Below are 15,466 nucleotides of genomic sequence, written 5' to 3' on the forward strand. Positions count from 1 at the left end.
ACAAGGACAGAAAACCATGCCGACATTCGATCTGCGGCTTTCCACGCTTCGCAGCGCGTATCGTGACGGGCGCCTCACGCCGCGCACGCTCGTGACTGAACTGCTCGGAAAAGCGAACGCGCTGAATCCGGAGTTCAACCTCTTCATTCATCTACTGACCGAAAGCGAAGTCGCGCCATACCTCGCCTGGCTCGAGAAGCAGGACTTCGAGCGTCTGCCGTTGTACGGCGTGCCGTTCGCGATCAAGGACAACATCGACCTTGCAGGAGTCCAAACGACCGCCGCGTGCCCCGGCTTTGCGTACATGCCGGAGGAGTCCGCGACGCTCGTCAGCCAGCTGATTTCGCTTGGCGCCATCCCGATCGGGAAGACCAATCTCGACCAGTTCGCGACGGGTCTGAACGGCACCCGTTCGCCATACGGCAAATGCCGCAACAGCGTGCATCCTGACTACCCGTCGGGTGGTTCCAGCGCGGGTTCATCGCTTGCCGTTGCATTGGGCGTGGCGAGTTTCGCGCTCGGTACCGACACGGCGGGGTCGGGACGTGTGCCTGCCGGCCTGAACAATCTCATCGGACTCAAGCCGACCAAAGGCATCCTGTCGACGGCGGGTGTCGTCCCGGCCTGCCGCACACTCGATTGCGTGACCTACTTCACGGCAACGGCCGGCGAGGCCAGTGAGCTTCTCTCATTGACCGCACAAACCGACGTTCGCGATGCATACAGTCGCAGAAACCCGCAATGGAACTCGGCAAGCGCGTTCGGCAAGCCTACGTCGTTCCGGTTCGGGGTTCCGGCGCATCTTGAATTCGCGGGATGCGCTGAGAGTCCGGAATTGTTCGCAAGCGCACGTGCGCGCCTGGAAGCAGCAGGCGGCGAGGCAGTGGAGATCGATTTCGAGCCCTTTGTCGAGGCCGCGAATCTCCTTTATCAGGGCCCGTGGGTTGCGGAACGCTACAGCGTGGCCGGCGAGTTGATGTCAGCGACGCCAGACGCCGTGCTTCCCGTTATTCGGAACGTGCTGGCCAAGGCACCGGGCGCGACGGCGGTCGAACTGTTTCGCGCGCAGTATCGTCTGCAGGCGTTGAAGGCGATCTGCGATGCGGTGCTCGATTCATTGGACTTCGTGCTGACGCCGACGTATCCGCGCCCTGTGACGCTCGCTGAACTGGAGAAGGACCCGATTGGGCCGAACTCATTGCTCGGCTACTACACGAACTTCATGAATCTGCTCGATTACGCGGCCGTCGCCACGCCGACAGCGTTCATGAAGAACGGGCTCCCGTGGGGCGTGACGGTCTTTGGCCGCGCGTTCACCGACCAGTATCTGCTGGGGGTCGCCGATGTGTTGCACACGGCGAGTGGCATCGAATGTGTTGGCGGAAGCCGCCCGGAGCCTTCCGCCAGGCGAGTCGCGGCCAACGACCGGATTCGCGTCGCGGTGTGCGGTGCTCACATGCAAGGGCTGCCGTTGAACAAGGACCTGGTTTCGCGAGGCGCGCGACGCATGCAGGTAACGCATACGGCTGCCCATTATCGGCTGGCCGCGCTGCCGGCTTCCGCGGACGGCACCCGACGCCCGGGATTGTGGCGAGTTGCCGGGAACGGCTCCGAGATCGCGGTCGAAGTCTGGGACATGCCGAGCGTCGAGTTGGGCTCGTTCATGGCAACCGTGCCGTCTCCGCTGGTGCTGGGGAAGGTCGAATTGTCGGACGGCTCGTGGGTGACCGGCTTCTTGTGCGAACCCTATGGCGTGAAGTCGGGAACCGATATCTCCGGATTCGGCGGATGGCGTGCATGGCTCGCGAGCGAGCGCTAGTCCGATCGCCCCTGCGAGATGGAACGCTCGTCGCGACATCCAGTGCACAACCTGTGTGCCAACGCCAGCGCCAGTCGTGCCCCGACCTCGGCGTTGTGTTTCACGATCGCGATGTTCGTCGCCAGACTGCGTCCACCCGTGAGTGCCATGATGCGAGACAGAAGGAAGGGCGTCACGGCCTTACCTGTGATGCCTTGTGCCCTGGCCTCAGTCAGCGCCTGCTGAGTCAGCGCGTCGATCTCTGCGGACGGCATTGCTGATGCCTCCGGCACCGGCGTGCTCAACACTACGCCGCCCTCGAGGCCCAGGTTCCACTTGGTGCGGATGAAGCGCGCCTGGTCCGCTGCGTCGTCCAGCCGGAAGTCCGCGCGAAAGCCGCTATCGCGCGTGTAGAACGCCGCGAAATTGTCCTGCCCGCAACTGAGCACCGGCACGCCGTAAGTCTCCAGGTATTCCAGTGTGAGCCCGATGTCCAGGACGGACTTCGCACCGGCACACACCACCGCCACCGAGGTCTTTGCCAATTCCTGCAGGTCGGCCGAGATGTCGAAGGTTTCCTGCGCGCCCCGGTGCACGCCGCCAATGCCGCCGGTGACGAAGACCTCGATGCCGGCCAGCGCGGCACATATCATCGTGCCAGCCACTGTCGTGGCACCGAGCCCGCCGGCGGCCAGCACGGCCGGCAGGTCGCGGCGGCTAACCTTGTGTACATGCTCCGAGCGGCCGAGCAGTTCCAGTTCGTCGTCAGCAAGTCCGATGTGAATTCGCCCCCCGATCAGTGCAATCGTCGCGGGTTCGGCTCCCGTCGCGCGGACCAGGGCCTCCACTTCGCGCGCAGTGCGAATATTCTCCGGATAGGGCATGCCGTGAGCGATGATGCTCGACTCGAGCGCGACAAGCGGGCGGCCGGCGGCCTTTGCAGCGGCTACAGCCGCGCTGAACGTCAACCAGGAGTGTGCGAGGTCGGCAACCATGTCTTTGGGCCTTCGGGTATCGTGGACTCGAGTATGCCGCATGGGGACGCTTCACAGCGCATCGCTCGCCCGATCCACGTGCTCCAGACGAACGATCGGGCAGTCCGGGTTGCGGATAGATCCTGACCGGCGCATTGTTCAGGGGAATCGAACTGAGGCTCGCTTTCGCGTGCCGATCCATTTGACAGGCGTCGCCATGTTGCAGGAACGTTTTCTCTACTTTCCCAGGCGACTGAGCATAACGACTGGCCTGGCCACGTCGACGATAGCCGGTGGCGGGAGGCGATCGGCTTCCTGCTCGCACCTTCCGGATCGGAATAGATGAGAACCCGCCCGATCCCGCCCCAGTGCGAACGCTTCTACATCCTCGACGCGAAGAACAGGCCTGTTGAGGTATTCGACCGCAGCGAGTGGTCGCGCTGGATGGCCGAAAACGAATTGATCTTTCGCCGCACGCTGCTCGAAGAGTCCGGCGTGACGGTCACGACGCGATTTCGCGGTGTGACTGACGCGCGGACCGCCGAGCCCGCGCTCTTCGTGACGCGCATCGCCGGAATGCAAGCGCGAAAAGACAACGAGAGCTTTGGCGCAAGCACGCTCGGTGAGGCGCTCGAGTTGCACGAACGCATCGTGCAGAAGATCCTTCGGCTGCTGACCGGGCGGTGATCGGCGTGCCCTGATCGTTGGCAAGCTTTTTGCGAGTGAGTCGAGTGAGTCGGCGTATCCGCTTCCCGGTCATCTTCACCGACTGCCCGTCAAACGTCGGGAAGTGCGCCGGATCTTTGCCTATCCTTCCAGTGTGAGAGTGGCCTGATGCCAGGCTTGCGATTGCAGGGGGAAGGATATGCATGTTCGGACGGGTTTTGTCGGTTGCGTAGGCGACACGCCGCTGATCAGGCTCGCTCGTCTCAGCGACGAAACCGGCTGCGAGATTCTCGGTAAGGCCGAATTCATGAACCCGGGTGGTTCGGTGAAGGACCGGGCGGCGCTGTCCATTATTCTGGACGCCGAGCAGCGTGGCGAACTTAGGCCCGGCGGCACGGTAGTGGAAGGGACTGCGGGCAATACCGGCATCGGCCTTGCCCATATTTGCGCGGCTCGCGGCTATCGCTGTGTCATCGTTATTCCCGAGACGCAGTCTCCCGCGAAAATGGAACTGTTGCGCGTCCTGGGTGCGGAAGTCCACCCGGTACCGGCCGCCCCCTACAAGGACCCGAACAACTACCAGAAGATCGCCGGAAGGCTCGCGGAGGAACTGGACGACGCGATCTGGGCGAACCAGTTCGACAACCTTGCCAATCGCAAGGCTCACTACGAGAGCACCGGCCCAGAAATCTGGCGCGATACCGCTGGCACGGTCGATGCGTTCGTCAGCGCGACCGGTACTGGCGGCACCCTCGCCGGGGTGGCCCGCTTCCTGAAGGAGAAGAACCGCGATCTGTGGATCGTTCTCGCCGACCCGTACGGCAGCGGCTTGTACAGTTACGTGAAGACGGGCGAGATTCACGCGGAAGGCAGCTCGATTACCGAGGGGATCGGCTCCAGCCGCCTTACCGCGAACCTCGACGGCACGCCGATCGATGACGCTTATCAGATCGACGACCAGTCATGCGTCACCATGGTCTACCGATTGCTTCGCGAAGAAGGGCTATATGTCGGCGGTTCGACAGGCATCAACGTCGCGGCTACTGTCAGGCTTGCCCGGGAGATGGGGCCGGGGCATACGATCGTCACACTGCTGTGCGACGGCGGCGAGTTGTACCGCTCCCGCCTTTTCAATCTGGACTGGTTGAAACAAAGGGGCCTGGTCCCGGCGTAGACTGCCCGTCAAGTCTGGCGTCACCCATGTTCCCCTTGTGTTTATCTCGTGAGGAGGTCAAATGAGCACCAAGGATAAAGGCAATGTGCGCGCATTCGTGCAGACGGCCGAGCAGATCGGCGGTTGGGTGTGGGTTATCTCGCTCGTCGATTTCGATGCGCGCGAAGTGCGGCGCTCGCTCGTCGCCGAAGAGCCCTTTGCGACGGAGCGCGCGGCGAAAGACGCGGGCTACGCCCGTCTCGAAGCGCTCGCACACGATCAGTAGCTGCGCAGGGAGAGTCCCCATGGCCAGTCCACGAGGTGCACCGGCGTTCGATGTAACCGTCGACGCCGGCAGTTATCGTGTCGCGCGTCCTGATAACCCGCAACAGGTTATCGAACTACTGCGCGAACACAAGATTCAGATCGTCGACCTCAAATTCACGGATCTACCCGGTCTCTGGCAGCACTTTTCGATCACGCTGCCCGAGGTGCACGAAGACCTCTTTGCCAACGGGATCGGTTTCGACGGTTCGTCGATCCGCGGATTTCAGGAAATTCAGGAATCCGACATGCTTCTCAAGCCGGATCCCACGACCACGTTCATCGATCACGTGAGCGAAACGCCCACACTCTCGATGATCTGCGACGTGATCGATCCGGTGTTGCATCAGCCGTACTCGCGCGACCCGCGCTACATCGCGAAGAAGGCCGAAGCCTACCTGAAGCAGACCGGCATGGCGACGACGTGCTATTTCGGGCCCGAGCTCGAGTTCTTCATATTCGATTCGATCCGTTTTGGCCAGGATGCCCATAGCGGCTACTTCTTTGTCGAATCTGCCGAAGGGGACTGGAATTCGGGCCGCGACGAAGGCGCGTATGGCGGCGGCAACCTCGGTTACAAGCCTCGCTTCAAGGAAGGATATTTCCCGGCGCCGCCGCACGACACACTGCAGGACATCCGCTCGACGATCGTGTTGTTGCTTCAACAGGCCGGCGTGCAGGTGGAAGTGCATCACCACGAGGTGGCGACAGCGGGGCAGAACGAAATCGACATGCGGTTTTCCACGCTTACGCGGATGGCCGACAACGTCATGATCTACAAGTACATCTGCAAGAACGTCGCGCGCCAGCACGGCAAGGTGGCGACGTTTATGCCGAAGCCGCTCTTCGCCGACAATGCGAGCGGCATGCACTGCCATCAAAGCCTGTGGAAGGACGACGAGAATCTGTTCTACGATGCGCATGGCTGGGCGCTTACGTCTGACATGTGTCGATGGTATATCGGCGGCCTGCTTAAGCATGCGCCAGCGCTGATGGCGTTCTGCGCTCCGACCACGAACTCCTACAAGCGCCTCGTGCCCGGATATGAAGCGCCGGTGAATCTGGCGATGTCACAACGCAACCGCTCGGCGGCCGCGCGCATTCCGATGTACTCCGATTCGCCGAACGCGCGGCGCGTCGAGTTCCGGTGTCCCGATCCGTCGGCCAATGCGTATCTCGCCTTCTCAGCCATGCTGATGGCCGGGCTCGACGGCATCGAAAACAGGACAGACCCAGGCGATCCGCTTGACGTCAACATTTACGACCTGCCGCCCGAGAAAGCGAAGGACGTCCGTCAGGTGCCGGGTTCGCTCGACGAATCGCTGAATGCGCTCGAGGCCGACAACGAGTTTCTGCGCAGAGGCGATGTCTTCACTGAAGATGTCATCGATACGTGGCTTGAGTACAAGCGCAAGCATGAGATCGACGCAATCAGGCTGCGTCCGCATCCGTGGGAGTTTTATCTGTACTTCGACGTCTGATCACACGTGCAACGCTGAGGGGAAGGATGGGCGCAATAACTATAATGAATTGGGCGGCGCCCGCCTCGCGTGACGCGTTTTGTACTGCGGGGCATCGAGGTGGCTGCTTCGTTCCCCTTTGCGCGAGGCAAATCATGCAACGCCCTGATGCGATCCTCAAGCAGGTGATGGCGGCGTTCGAACGCGAATCGCACCTGAAACTCCACAATTGCCCCATTCACATCAGCCGCGATAGCGGTGCCTTGACGGTTGCAGGCGAAGTGCCGGACATAGCGTCCAAGAAGCGGTTTATTCAGTTGACCCGGACTTACAGCGACGGCGAACCCCTCATTGACCGACTGCGCGTCAGCGCTGAGCCGCCGATTGGCGACGGCGAGTTGCGCACGCGGATCTGCGAACGGATTTTGCGAACGGTGGAGTTCCGCAACTGTGTGATATGTGCGCGCGTGAAAGACCAGCTCGAAATGCTGCGCGGCACCATGGACCAGGCCGGCGAGGAGGGCGGCGGCGTTGTGGAGGTCACCGTGGAAGGTGGCGTCGTGACGTTGACGGGCCAGGTGATGAGCCTGTCGCATCGACGGCTCGCAAGCGTGATCGCGTGGTGGGTCGGCGGTTGCCGGGACGTGACGAATCTGCTGGAGTTGGTGCCGGCCGAAGCGGATGGCGACGAAGAGATTCACGAGGCCCTCGCTCTCGTGCTCGAATCCGATCCGCGCGTTCACGCAGAACAAATCACAATCAACGTGGAGAGCAAGCGGATTACGCTTGCGGGGCGTGTAGCGACCGAAGCTGAGAGGCGCCGGGCAGAGATGGATGCGTGGTGTCTGGACACCGTAGGAGGTGTGGTCAACCGGATCGAGGTGCGCGCCTGAGTGTGAGTCGTCGCCATCGCGAATTTCCCCGGCATCGGGCGATCACAGGATCTGATAGCCGCATGGTGGCTGTGCGCGTACCTGCGGGTCATGGCGCTGCTCACTGCTGGGCAGCAAGCAGTTCGGCGGCAGCGGTCGGCTTCCCGAGGAAGCACCCAAAACCCAATGGCGCGTTCCGGGCTGTCCGCCATGCACCCCTCAGGCATCGCTGGGCGAGCGCTCAAATGCCCGAGCGAGTCGCAGGCGGTAGCACGGCCGCAGCATGGCGGACTTCCACCGCGATCGACCGCAACGGAGCTTCGGCAATGAAACGGTCGAGCAGTTCGCGCACATCGTAATCGATGTAATCGGCGCGCGAGGTGTCGACAATCACTGTCGCGCGATCCGGGATGTGAGCGAGCATCTGCTTGAGCGGCACCTTGCCTAAAAAAGATACGTCCTTGCGAAAGGAGACCAGGAAATGATCGTCGTGCCGCGCGAGCGCGATCGGCCGATGCAGATTCGCCCACAGCGCGAGGCCCGCGCTGCACAGCACGCCGAGCATGATCCCCGTGAGGAGGTCGGTGGCGAGCACGCTGGCGATCGTAACGATGAATGGCGCGAACGGCGCCGCGCCTTGTTTCGCGAGCGCGACGAACAACGAAGGTTTGGCGAGCTTGAGGCCGGTGTGAATGAGGATGGCCGCAAGACTCGCGAGCGGAATCATGTTGATCACGTCGGTGAGTGCAAACACGCTGACGAGTAGCAGCACGCCGTGCACGATCGCAGAGAGCCGGCTTTGCGCGCCGGCATGCACGTTGGCCGAGCTGCGCACGATGACCGAAGTAATGGGCAGTCCGCCGATCGCGCCGGCGACGATATTGCCGACCCCTTGCGCCTTGAGTTCACGGTTGGGCGGCGCGGCGCGCCGCTGCGGGTCGATCTGTTCGACCGCTTCGAGGCTCAGCAGCGTCTCGAGACTTGCAACGACGGCGAGGGTCAGGGCGACGATCCAGATCTCCGGGTCGGCAAAGCGCGCGACGCTCAGCTCGAATTCACCGAACTGAAGAGCGTCGCCGAGGGCCGCGAATGATTCGATGGCAGGCAGTGCCACGCGTTGTTCGACCGGCAACGCGAATGCCGAGCCGAGCGAGCCACAAACCAGCGTCGCGCTCACGCCCGCAAGCACGACGACGAGCGGTGCGGGCACGAGCCGCACCAATGCGAAGCGTCGCAAGGCGCGTGTTTCCCAACCCGCGAGAATGGCGAGCGAGATCACAGTGACCGTGCATACGATGGGCGAGATCGACTCGAGCGCGTGAGTGAGAGACCCGGTCTCGTTGCCCGACGTCAGTCCGAGCGCGAGCGGGATCTGCTTGATGACCAGCATCAGGCCAATGGCGGCGAGCATGCCCTTGATGACGGGTGTGGGCACATACGAGGCGAGCCGCCCGGCTTTGAGCATGCCAAAGCCGAACTGCAGCACACCGGCGAGCAGCACAGCAATCAGGAATGCAGAAAAACTGCCGAGGCGCGCGATGCCATCCACGACGATCACGACGAGGCCAGCGGCGGGGCCGCTCACGCTCAGGCGCGAGCCGCTGAGCGCGGCGACGACGATGCCGCCGACAATACCGGAAACGAGGCCGGCCAACGGCTCGGCCCCAGAAGCCCTTGCAATGCCGAGGCATAGCGGCAGGGCGACGAGAAAGACGACGGTGCCGGCGGCGAGGTCACGCGCAAGCGCGGACAGTGAAGCTTTCGAAGTCATGATGGAAGCGGGTAGAAAAGAAGGGTGGAGGACTCGACGGCGGCGGTCCTGACGCGACTTGAGGCGTGCGCCTCAAGCGTGCGTGGGCTGTGCAATGCGCAATGGATTAGCACAGGCCGCGGCGGTTGCTTTCGCTGATTCAACGTCGTAGCCCGACGCGAGTTCACGCAGCTGGCCGTCGTTCAGCGAAAAGATCCAGCCGTGCACGAGCGGCGCAGGTTCGCCCTCACGTACGAGCGGATGCTCGCGCAGCAGGCGCACCTGTTCGATCACGTTCAGTTCGGCAAGGCGGTTGATGCGTGCCTCTTCCGATGGCAGGCGCGCCAGCGTCGAGCGGTGCGTTTGCGCGAGCGCGCAAAGCGGCTCGATGCGACGGTTCACACGGGGCAGGGCGTCGGCGGGCGGTAGCAGCGAGGCGCGTACGCCGCCGCAGCCGTAGTGCCCGCAAACGATGATGTGCGCGACTCGCAGCACACGCAGCGCGTATTCGAGCACGCTCATGTTGTTGTCATCGTCGGGATGGAAAAGGTTCGCGATATTGCGGTGAACGAACAAGTCTCCGGGCGCGCAGTGCGTGACGCTTTCGGCGGGCACGCGGCTGTCGGAGCAGCCGATCCACAGCACCTGGGGCTTTTGCCCTGTGGCAAGCGTGCTGAAGAATTGTGGATCGCGCCGGGCGATTTCCTGTGCCCAGGCGACGTTGGCAACGAGCATACGTTTCGGCAGATTCATGGGTCGAGGCTCCGTTGAAGGTGGCGGCTTCGCTCAATCCTTACGTATACCTTTCTATCAGAAATCAGCCTGTCGGTTTCGAAAAATAAATCGGAACAATGCGCGGCGAATATAAAAAAACAGCCCCACAACGCTCGAGATCCCGCTCGTCGAGTGGAATGTTCGGCAGCCTGCTGAGACGGAGGAGCCACTCACGTCACCCCTACGCCTCGCGCAGGCAACGCTTGCCGATGAAGAATCGCCTGGATGGGTCATGTCGCCGCCCCGTCGCGCGGCCCGGTATCCATTTTCTCCATGCGGAACATGAAAATGTTTGACATCGAAGGCGCGTTAAGGACAACGACGCGGTCTATCAAGTGGGCAATGAAGCGAAGTCGGCGCGGAAAAAACGTATCCCACTGGACGTTCGGGATCAGGAAGAAGTCGATTTTCGATACTGGAAGATCAAGCTTTTCGATTGCTTTTAGGACTTTCGTAGCGTTGCAAAGCCGGTAATAGGCGGGATAATCGTTTGCCTGTGGAGCGATTGACCGGCGGTAGAGATACTTTATCCCGAGCGCCTGCATGATCCGCACGATGACAGTGAACGGGTGTCTCGCGTTAGGCGACATTGACCAATACACGCCGCCGGGTTTGAGCACCTCGATCGTTTTGGCGAGAAACGAAGTCTCGTTGACGACATGCTCTACAACGTTATAGGAATAGGCGAGGTCGTATGTGTTCGACGGAACAGGGATTTCCTCCATGGCACAGGTCCACCGCTGCCTGATCAATGGATGGGGTTGAACAACGGGGAACGGATCGACGCCATCAACTTCCCCAAGGACGTGCTGGATCCTGCTGATGGTTGGGTTGGTGCCGTGACCACATCCGATGTCGAGTACATGGCAGGATATTCCGGGCTCCGCTGCGAGACGAGTGGCGTAGTACTCCTGAAAGAATGATCGATTAGCGTCGTAATGTTCGAATTTACGATTGCAATCAACATAATGATATGAAATCGTAATATGGCTCATTTCGACCTCTGAATGGCGGAATGACGTGCTGGCGACGAAGATGTCGGCAAACTTTCCGGGCGGAAGGGATTTAAATCACGATCTCAACAATAGGACACATATGCGAAAACGGCGGTGATATTTAATTATTTTTGTGGGCGCGTTGAAAATATAGATGATGGCGGAGACAAAGTTCGAAAACCGTGGATAGAAAGCTGATTTGGCTGGTTTGCGAAGGTCTATATATCGCTGGAAAACCGACGATCAAATGTCCGTGCAACGGTGTAGATCATTGGCCGTTGTGGCTCGTCGCGACGACGGTTGCGACCGCTGGCCGATTGAGCGCATGATGGGTGACCGCGGCTTGAGGCTGTGCTCGTACCGCAGGAGGTAGCACGCCTGGCGCGGCGGCGATATCCGGAGCGGTGAAAAAACGCACGGCAGCGACACAAGGAGCTGGCGATGAAATTCTATGCGCGTGAGTATGAAGGGCGGCTGGAAGTGTTTAGCTTCGACGGTGTGTATAGAATTCGCATCGCTCAGTTGTGCGGCGCGGCAAAAACAGCGTTCGCCGACACCGTCCAGCTATGGATAGGTGACGGCGTATCAGCAGACGAAGCCGTTGCGCGAGAAGCCGAGTCGTTGGCTCGATTAATTAACGAATATTAGAAAACGACACGTTGCGGTGGGCCTGGGAACGAACGGTCGCTCATGACGCTTTCATGGGCGCATCCAGCACGACTTGCAAGCCCGTTGGCAAGCAATGCTCAGAGATCTCCGCGGACCTCACCGGTTCCCAACTCGCTCCGCTGCCGGTTGACCTCCGCCCAAAGCTCATCGCTGTCGTCATTGCGCAGCAGGACTACCCAGTTCAGTTGTTCCTCGGCCACGCCGAAGTATTCCTGGATTTCCCGGCGAACGGCATCGACGAACTGCGCGTATTCCGGAGTTGCCTGGGCCTGCGCGTGCAAGGCATCGTATGCCGCATCGTCCGCGCCGCCGCCGTGCTCGTCGATGTAGCGCGAGATCCACTGGTCCCGCTCGCGGTCGTAGTCGGCTTCGGCACGCATCGCCTGCACCGCCGTGTAGAAGTCCAGTTGGGCAAACGCGGCGATCGCCGCCGTTGTTGCCTCGTCGAATGTAGATGTCATCGCCTATCTCATGGTTGCCGTGGCGCATCATCGCACAGGCCGCACCCGGGCGTGTGCCGCGAACTCGTCAACCATGCCGTCCCAGGAAGACGACGGGAGGGCAAGTCACTTGAGGGGGCATCCGTTTGCGCTTCGTTCCCGCGTCAACGGAAATCGTGCTCCATCTCGACCTCTGCCCGCAGACTCTCTGTATCGCGATAAATAGAGGCTACGGCGACGACGCGCCCGTCTCGCTTGTAGCGCAGGAAGCAGTCGCGCGCTGCAATATCGCCGTCAACTGAAATCTCGTCCCAACTGTCCGCGTGCCCGAGATAGTTGATCGGGACATCGTAGTGCTGGCTCCAGAAGAATGGCACGGCGTCGAACGTCTCACGTCCGCCAATCAAGTTCATCGCCGCCGTTTGTCCCTGGCGCTCCGCGACGACCCAGTGCTCCACGCGAATTGCCGTGCCACTGTGCGGGTCGGGCCAGCGTGCGATGTCGCCGGCAGCGAAGACGCCAGGCGCGCTGGTCTGCAGGCAGGCATCGACCACCACGCCGCGGTCGATCGCGAGGCCGGCTTGCTCGGCCAATGCCAGTCGCGGCCGCACGCCGACGCCGACCACCACCAGATCGGCCTCCAGGCTGCCGCCCGCTTTGAGCGATACCTGCCGCGCGTCGATCGCGCTGGCGGTGTTCCCGAGGTGGAAGACGCCGCCGTGTTCTTCATGCAACCGCTGCACGAATTCACCCATCTGTGGCCCCAGCACACGTTCCAGCGGACGCTGCTCCGGCGCCACGACATGGACTTCGAGTCCACGCGCGCGCAATGACGCCGCCACTTCCAGTCCGATGAAGCTGGCTCCGATGACAACCGCGCGCCGCGAGTTCTCCGCGCGAGCGATGATGGCGCGGGAATCGGCCAATGTGCGAAGGGTATGCACATGCGGCAAATCCATGCCGGGAATAGGCAAGCGAACCGCTTCGGCCCCGGTGGCTAAAAGCAGACGGTCGTAGGGGACCTTGCTCCCATCCGCAAGCTCCACTTCCTGCGCGGCGATGTGAAGACGCGAGACACCGGTGTTCAGCCGCAGATCGATGCGTTGGTCTGTGTAAAAAGCATCGTCTCGAAGCGGCACCCACTCCTCAGGCGCGCTGCCGGCCAAATAGTCTTTGGAGAGGTTGGGCCGGTCCACCGGCGGCGCCGCGTCGTCGCTCAGCATCGTGAGACTGCCCGCGTAGCCGAGGCCCCGCAGGCGCTCGGCCGCAGCAAAGCCTGCGGCCCCTGCACCGACGATCACGATCTTCTGTGGCGCTCCGGCCGGCGAGGGCCCGGAACCTGCGGGCGGCGCTTTTTTGTGCAGTACAACAACCTTGTCGCCCCGGATCTCGGTAGACCAGCACGCGACAGGGCTGAGCGCAGGCGCTCGCACCGCTTCCCCTGTACGCAGGCTGAAACACGCGTGGTGCCACGGGCACCGTACCGTGTCCCCGACGGTCAAGCCTTCGGCGAGTGGGCCGTGGTAGTGAGTACAGGCAGCGTCGATAGCGAAGAATTCATCACCGAGCCGCGCAATCAGCACCGCATCATTACCGACGTGTCCTGACAACAGGCCAGCTTCACCGAGGGATTCGATGGGCACGCCTTTTGCCAGATCAGGACCGCTTTCATTCGATGCCTCACCACTCATGGCGACCTCCACGGGCACGTGACCCAGCTAATGCATCACTACCGGCGTCCTCGGCAGAGGCCGCCAGTTTCAATGTTAGTCCACGTTGATCAGAACACCGCCGCAGGCAGGGCCCGACATTGCCAGAGACCAATCCGCTTGCGGAACTCTTTCAGTCATCCGAAAGCTTCGTGATTCCCGATTTCAGCTGGCATCTGCGGTGAGGCGTGGGTCCCGTGGGAAAACCGTTCGCGGGTCGCGTCAACTTGTTGTGGCATGATTTCAAACTCTGCATCTGCCGTTTCGTTCGTTTTCCGCGCAGTGAAACAAGGTGGATCGATGATCGATGACGTCAACCACGGTTTCAGTCGCAGCCGGTCGCACTGGCATTCTCGCAGTGCGTCTCACCGCCATGCAGCCGGCGACACGCTCACGCGTGCTGCATGGGGCATCGTCCTGATCGCGTTGTCCGGCTGCACGGTTGGCCCCAATTACCATACGCCCGCGCCGCCCGCTACCGGCACCTACACGTCCACGCCGCTACCCGATCAAACGGCCTCGGCGCCGGGCGCTTCGGGTGTCCCGCAACAGTTCGTGGCCGGCCTCGACATTCCCGCACAGTGGTGGACGCTCTATCATTGCGAGCCGCTCGACGCGCTGATACGCGAGGCGCTCGCCAACAGCCCCAACGTTGCCGCGGCGCAAGCGGCGCTCAGGCAGGCCGGCGAAAATCTTCGCGCGCAAATGGGCACCACGCTCTATCCGTCAGTCGATGCAAAGGCCAATGCCACGCGCGAGAAGTTCAACGGCGTCACGTTCGGCGAGCCGCAGCTCACGGAACTGCTGAACCTCTATAACGCATCGGTGAACGTGTCGTACAACCTCGATGTGTTCGGCGGCGGAAGGCGCGAGCTCGAGTCGTTGCGCTCGCAGGTCGATTACCAGGGCTTTCAGTTGCAAGCGGCGTATCTCGCGTTGTCCGCGAACATCGTGACGGCGGCCATCAAGGAAGCGTCGCTGCGGGAGCAGATCGAAGCGACCGCGCGCATCGCCGACGACGAAGACGCGCAGCTCGGCATCATGCGCAAGCAGCTCGAACTGGGCGGCGTGAGCCGCGCAACGGTGCTTGCGCAGGAAACGCTGGTGGCGCAGACGCGCGCGACATTGCCGCCGTTGCATCAGTCGCTCGACCAGACGCGTCACCAGCTCGCGGTCCTGGCGGGCAAGCCGCCGAGCGATGCGGACGTGCCCGAGTTCCGGATGTCGATGTTCACGCTGCCGCAAACGTTGCCCGTCAGCGTGCCGTCTTCGCTCGTGCGGCAGCGCCCCGATATTCTCGCCGCCGACGCCACGCTGCATCAGGCGAGCGCCCAGGTCGGCGTGGCGACGGCGAACATGTATCCGCAGCTCACGCTCTCCGCGAGTTACGGCCCCGAGGCGCTGACGCCCGCGGGCCTTCTTAAGTACGCCGACATGATCTGGAGCATCGGCGCAGGCATCACGCAGCCGATCTTTCACGGCGGCCAGTTGAGTGCGCAAAAGCGCGCGGCAGAAGCGGCATTCGACGAGGCCAACGCGCAATACCGCCAAACGGTGCTGCTCGCATTCCAGAACGTCGCCGATACGTTACGCGCGCTGGAGCACGATGCGACCGGCCTGAGCGCGCAGACGCAAGCATGGCGCGCTGCCAGCGATTCGCTCGACCTGACGCGCGGTCAGTTTCGTATCGGCGGCGTCAGCTATCTGGCGCTGCTCGATGCACAGCGCCAATACCAGCAGACGGTCGTGAATCTCGCGCAGGCGCGGGCCGCGCGCTATGCAGACACGGCAGCGCTGTTTCAGGCGCTCGGCGGCGGCTGGTGGAACGACACGGCGACGAGCCAGGCAGCCCAGCCGAGTCCGGCTGCGCCGAAATGAATCC

At 62.1% G+C, this 15,466-nt stretch carries 14 protein-coding genes; 8 read left to right on the forward strand and 6 right to left on the reverse strand.

Annotation, left to right across the window (positions count from 1 at the left end; all coding sequences use genetic code 11):
• Positions 1–16 precede the first annotated feature (16 nt).
• The gene (atzF, locus tag AB4Y36_RS24620; protein WP_368684362.1) at positions 17–1,819 is read left to right on the forward strand and encodes an allophanate hydrolase; all 1,803 of its coding nucleotides are present in this window, start codon (positions 17–19) and stop codon (positions 1,817–1,819) included.
• Here atzF and AB4Y36_RS24625 read toward each other — a convergent pair.
• Entirely contained in the window at positions 1,816–2,793 is a 978-nt protein-coding gene (locus AB4Y36_RS24625; RefSeq protein WP_368684363.1) for a pseudouridine-5'-phosphate glycosidase, read from the reverse strand. The two genes, atzF and AB4Y36_RS24625, sit on opposite strands and share 4 nt — an antisense overlap.
• 321 nt (positions 2,794–3,114) lie before the next feature.
• Between AB4Y36_RS24625 and AB4Y36_RS24630 the strand changes: the two genes are divergently transcribed.
• The 5 genes from AB4Y36_RS24630 (at position 3,115) to AB4Y36_RS24650 (ending at position 7,268) form a co-directional block, all read left to right on the forward strand.
• Positions 3,115–3,459, forward strand: a complete 345-nt coding sequence (locus tag AB4Y36_RS24630) for a hypothetical protein (RefSeq protein ID WP_069262087.1) — start codon at positions 3,115–3,117, stop codon at positions 3,457–3,459.
• Between the two features lie 178 nt (positions 3,460–3,637).
• The gene (locus AB4Y36_RS24635; protein WP_368684364.1) at positions 3,638–4,612 is read left to right on the forward strand and encodes a cysteine synthase A; all 975 of its coding nucleotides are present in this window, start codon (positions 3,638–3,640) and stop codon (positions 4,610–4,612) included.
• Positions 4,613–4,673: 61 nt separating this feature from the next.
• Complete coding sequence (locus AB4Y36_RS24640) at positions 4,674–4,877, forward strand: hypothetical protein (RefSeq protein WP_069262085.1); 204 nt, start codon at positions 4,674–4,676, stop codon at positions 4,875–4,877.
• 19 nt (positions 4,878–4,896) lie between these two features.
• Positions 4,897–6,396 (forward strand): type I glutamate--ammonia ligase, encoded by a 1,500-nt coding sequence (gene glnA, locus AB4Y36_RS24645; RefSeq protein ID WP_368617540.1) that lies wholly within the window; start codon positions 4,897–4,899, stop codon positions 6,394–6,396.
• Between the two features lie 134 nt (positions 6,397–6,530).
• Positions 6,531–7,268, forward strand: coding sequence for a BON domain-containing protein (locus AB4Y36_RS24650; protein WP_368684365.1), 738 nt, complete (start codon positions 6,531–6,533; stop codon positions 7,266–7,268).
• A 220-nt stretch (positions 7,269–7,488) separates the two neighbouring features.
• On the opposite strand, the gene AB4Y36_RS24655 is transcribed toward AB4Y36_RS24650, so the two are convergent.
• From AB4Y36_RS24655 to AB4Y36_RS24665, 3 genes are all read right to left on the reverse strand, one after another.
• Complete coding sequence (locus tag AB4Y36_RS24655; RefSeq protein WP_368684366.1) at positions 7,489–9,018, reverse strand: SulP family inorganic anion transporter; 1,530 nt, start codon at positions 9,016–9,018, stop codon at positions 7,489–7,491.
• Between the two features lie 72 nt (positions 9,019–9,090).
• Positions 9,091–9,750 carry a carbonic anhydrase gene (locus tag AB4Y36_RS24660; protein WP_368684367.1) on the reverse strand — a complete coding sequence of 220 codons (660 nt, stop codon included), beginning with the start codon at positions 9,748–9,750 and terminating at the stop codon, positions 9,091–9,093.
• Positions 9,751–10,001: 251 nt separating this feature from the next.
• Positions 10,002–10,766, reverse strand: a complete 765-nt coding sequence (locus tag AB4Y36_RS24665) for a class I SAM-dependent methyltransferase (protein ID WP_342948120.1) — start codon at positions 10,764–10,766, stop codon at positions 10,002–10,004.
• 441 nt (positions 10,767–11,207) lie between these two features.
• Here AB4Y36_RS24665 and AB4Y36_RS24670 point away from each other — a divergent pair, with 441 nt between their 5' ends.
• Positions 11,208–11,414, forward strand: coding sequence for a hypothetical protein (locus AB4Y36_RS24670; protein WP_028204535.1), 207 nt, complete (start codon positions 11,208–11,210; stop codon positions 11,412–11,414).
• A gap of 98 nt (positions 11,415–11,512) precedes the next feature.
• Here the strand turns inward: AB4Y36_RS24670 and AB4Y36_RS24675 are convergent, their stop codons facing one another.
• Together AB4Y36_RS24675 and AB4Y36_RS24680 are read right to left on the reverse strand one after the other, a co-directional pair.
• On the reverse strand, positions 11,513–11,896 hold the full coding sequence (locus AB4Y36_RS24675; protein ID WP_069262078.1) for an ATP-dependent protease: 384 nt from the start codon (positions 11,894–11,896) through the stop codon (positions 11,513–11,515).
• Positions 11,897–12,039: 143 nt separating this feature from the next.
• Entirely contained in the window at positions 12,040–13,566 is a 1,527-nt protein-coding gene (locus tag AB4Y36_RS24680; RefSeq protein ID WP_368684368.1) for an FAD-dependent oxidoreductase, read from the reverse strand.
• 318 nt (positions 13,567–13,884) lie between these two features.
• Here AB4Y36_RS24680 and AB4Y36_RS24685 point away from each other — a divergent pair, with 318 nt between their 5' ends.
• Positions 13,885–15,462 (forward strand): efflux transporter outer membrane subunit, encoded by a 1,578-nt coding sequence (locus tag AB4Y36_RS24685; protein ID WP_069262076.1) that lies wholly within the window; start codon positions 13,885–13,887, stop codon positions 15,460–15,462.
• Positions 15,463–15,466: the final 4 nt, after the last annotated feature.

The organism is Paraburkholderia sp. BR10936, from assembly GCF_040965735.1.
Taxonomy (GTDB): Bacteria; Pseudomonadota; Gammaproteobacteria; order Burkholderiales; family Burkholderiaceae; genus Paraburkholderia; species Paraburkholderia nodosa_A.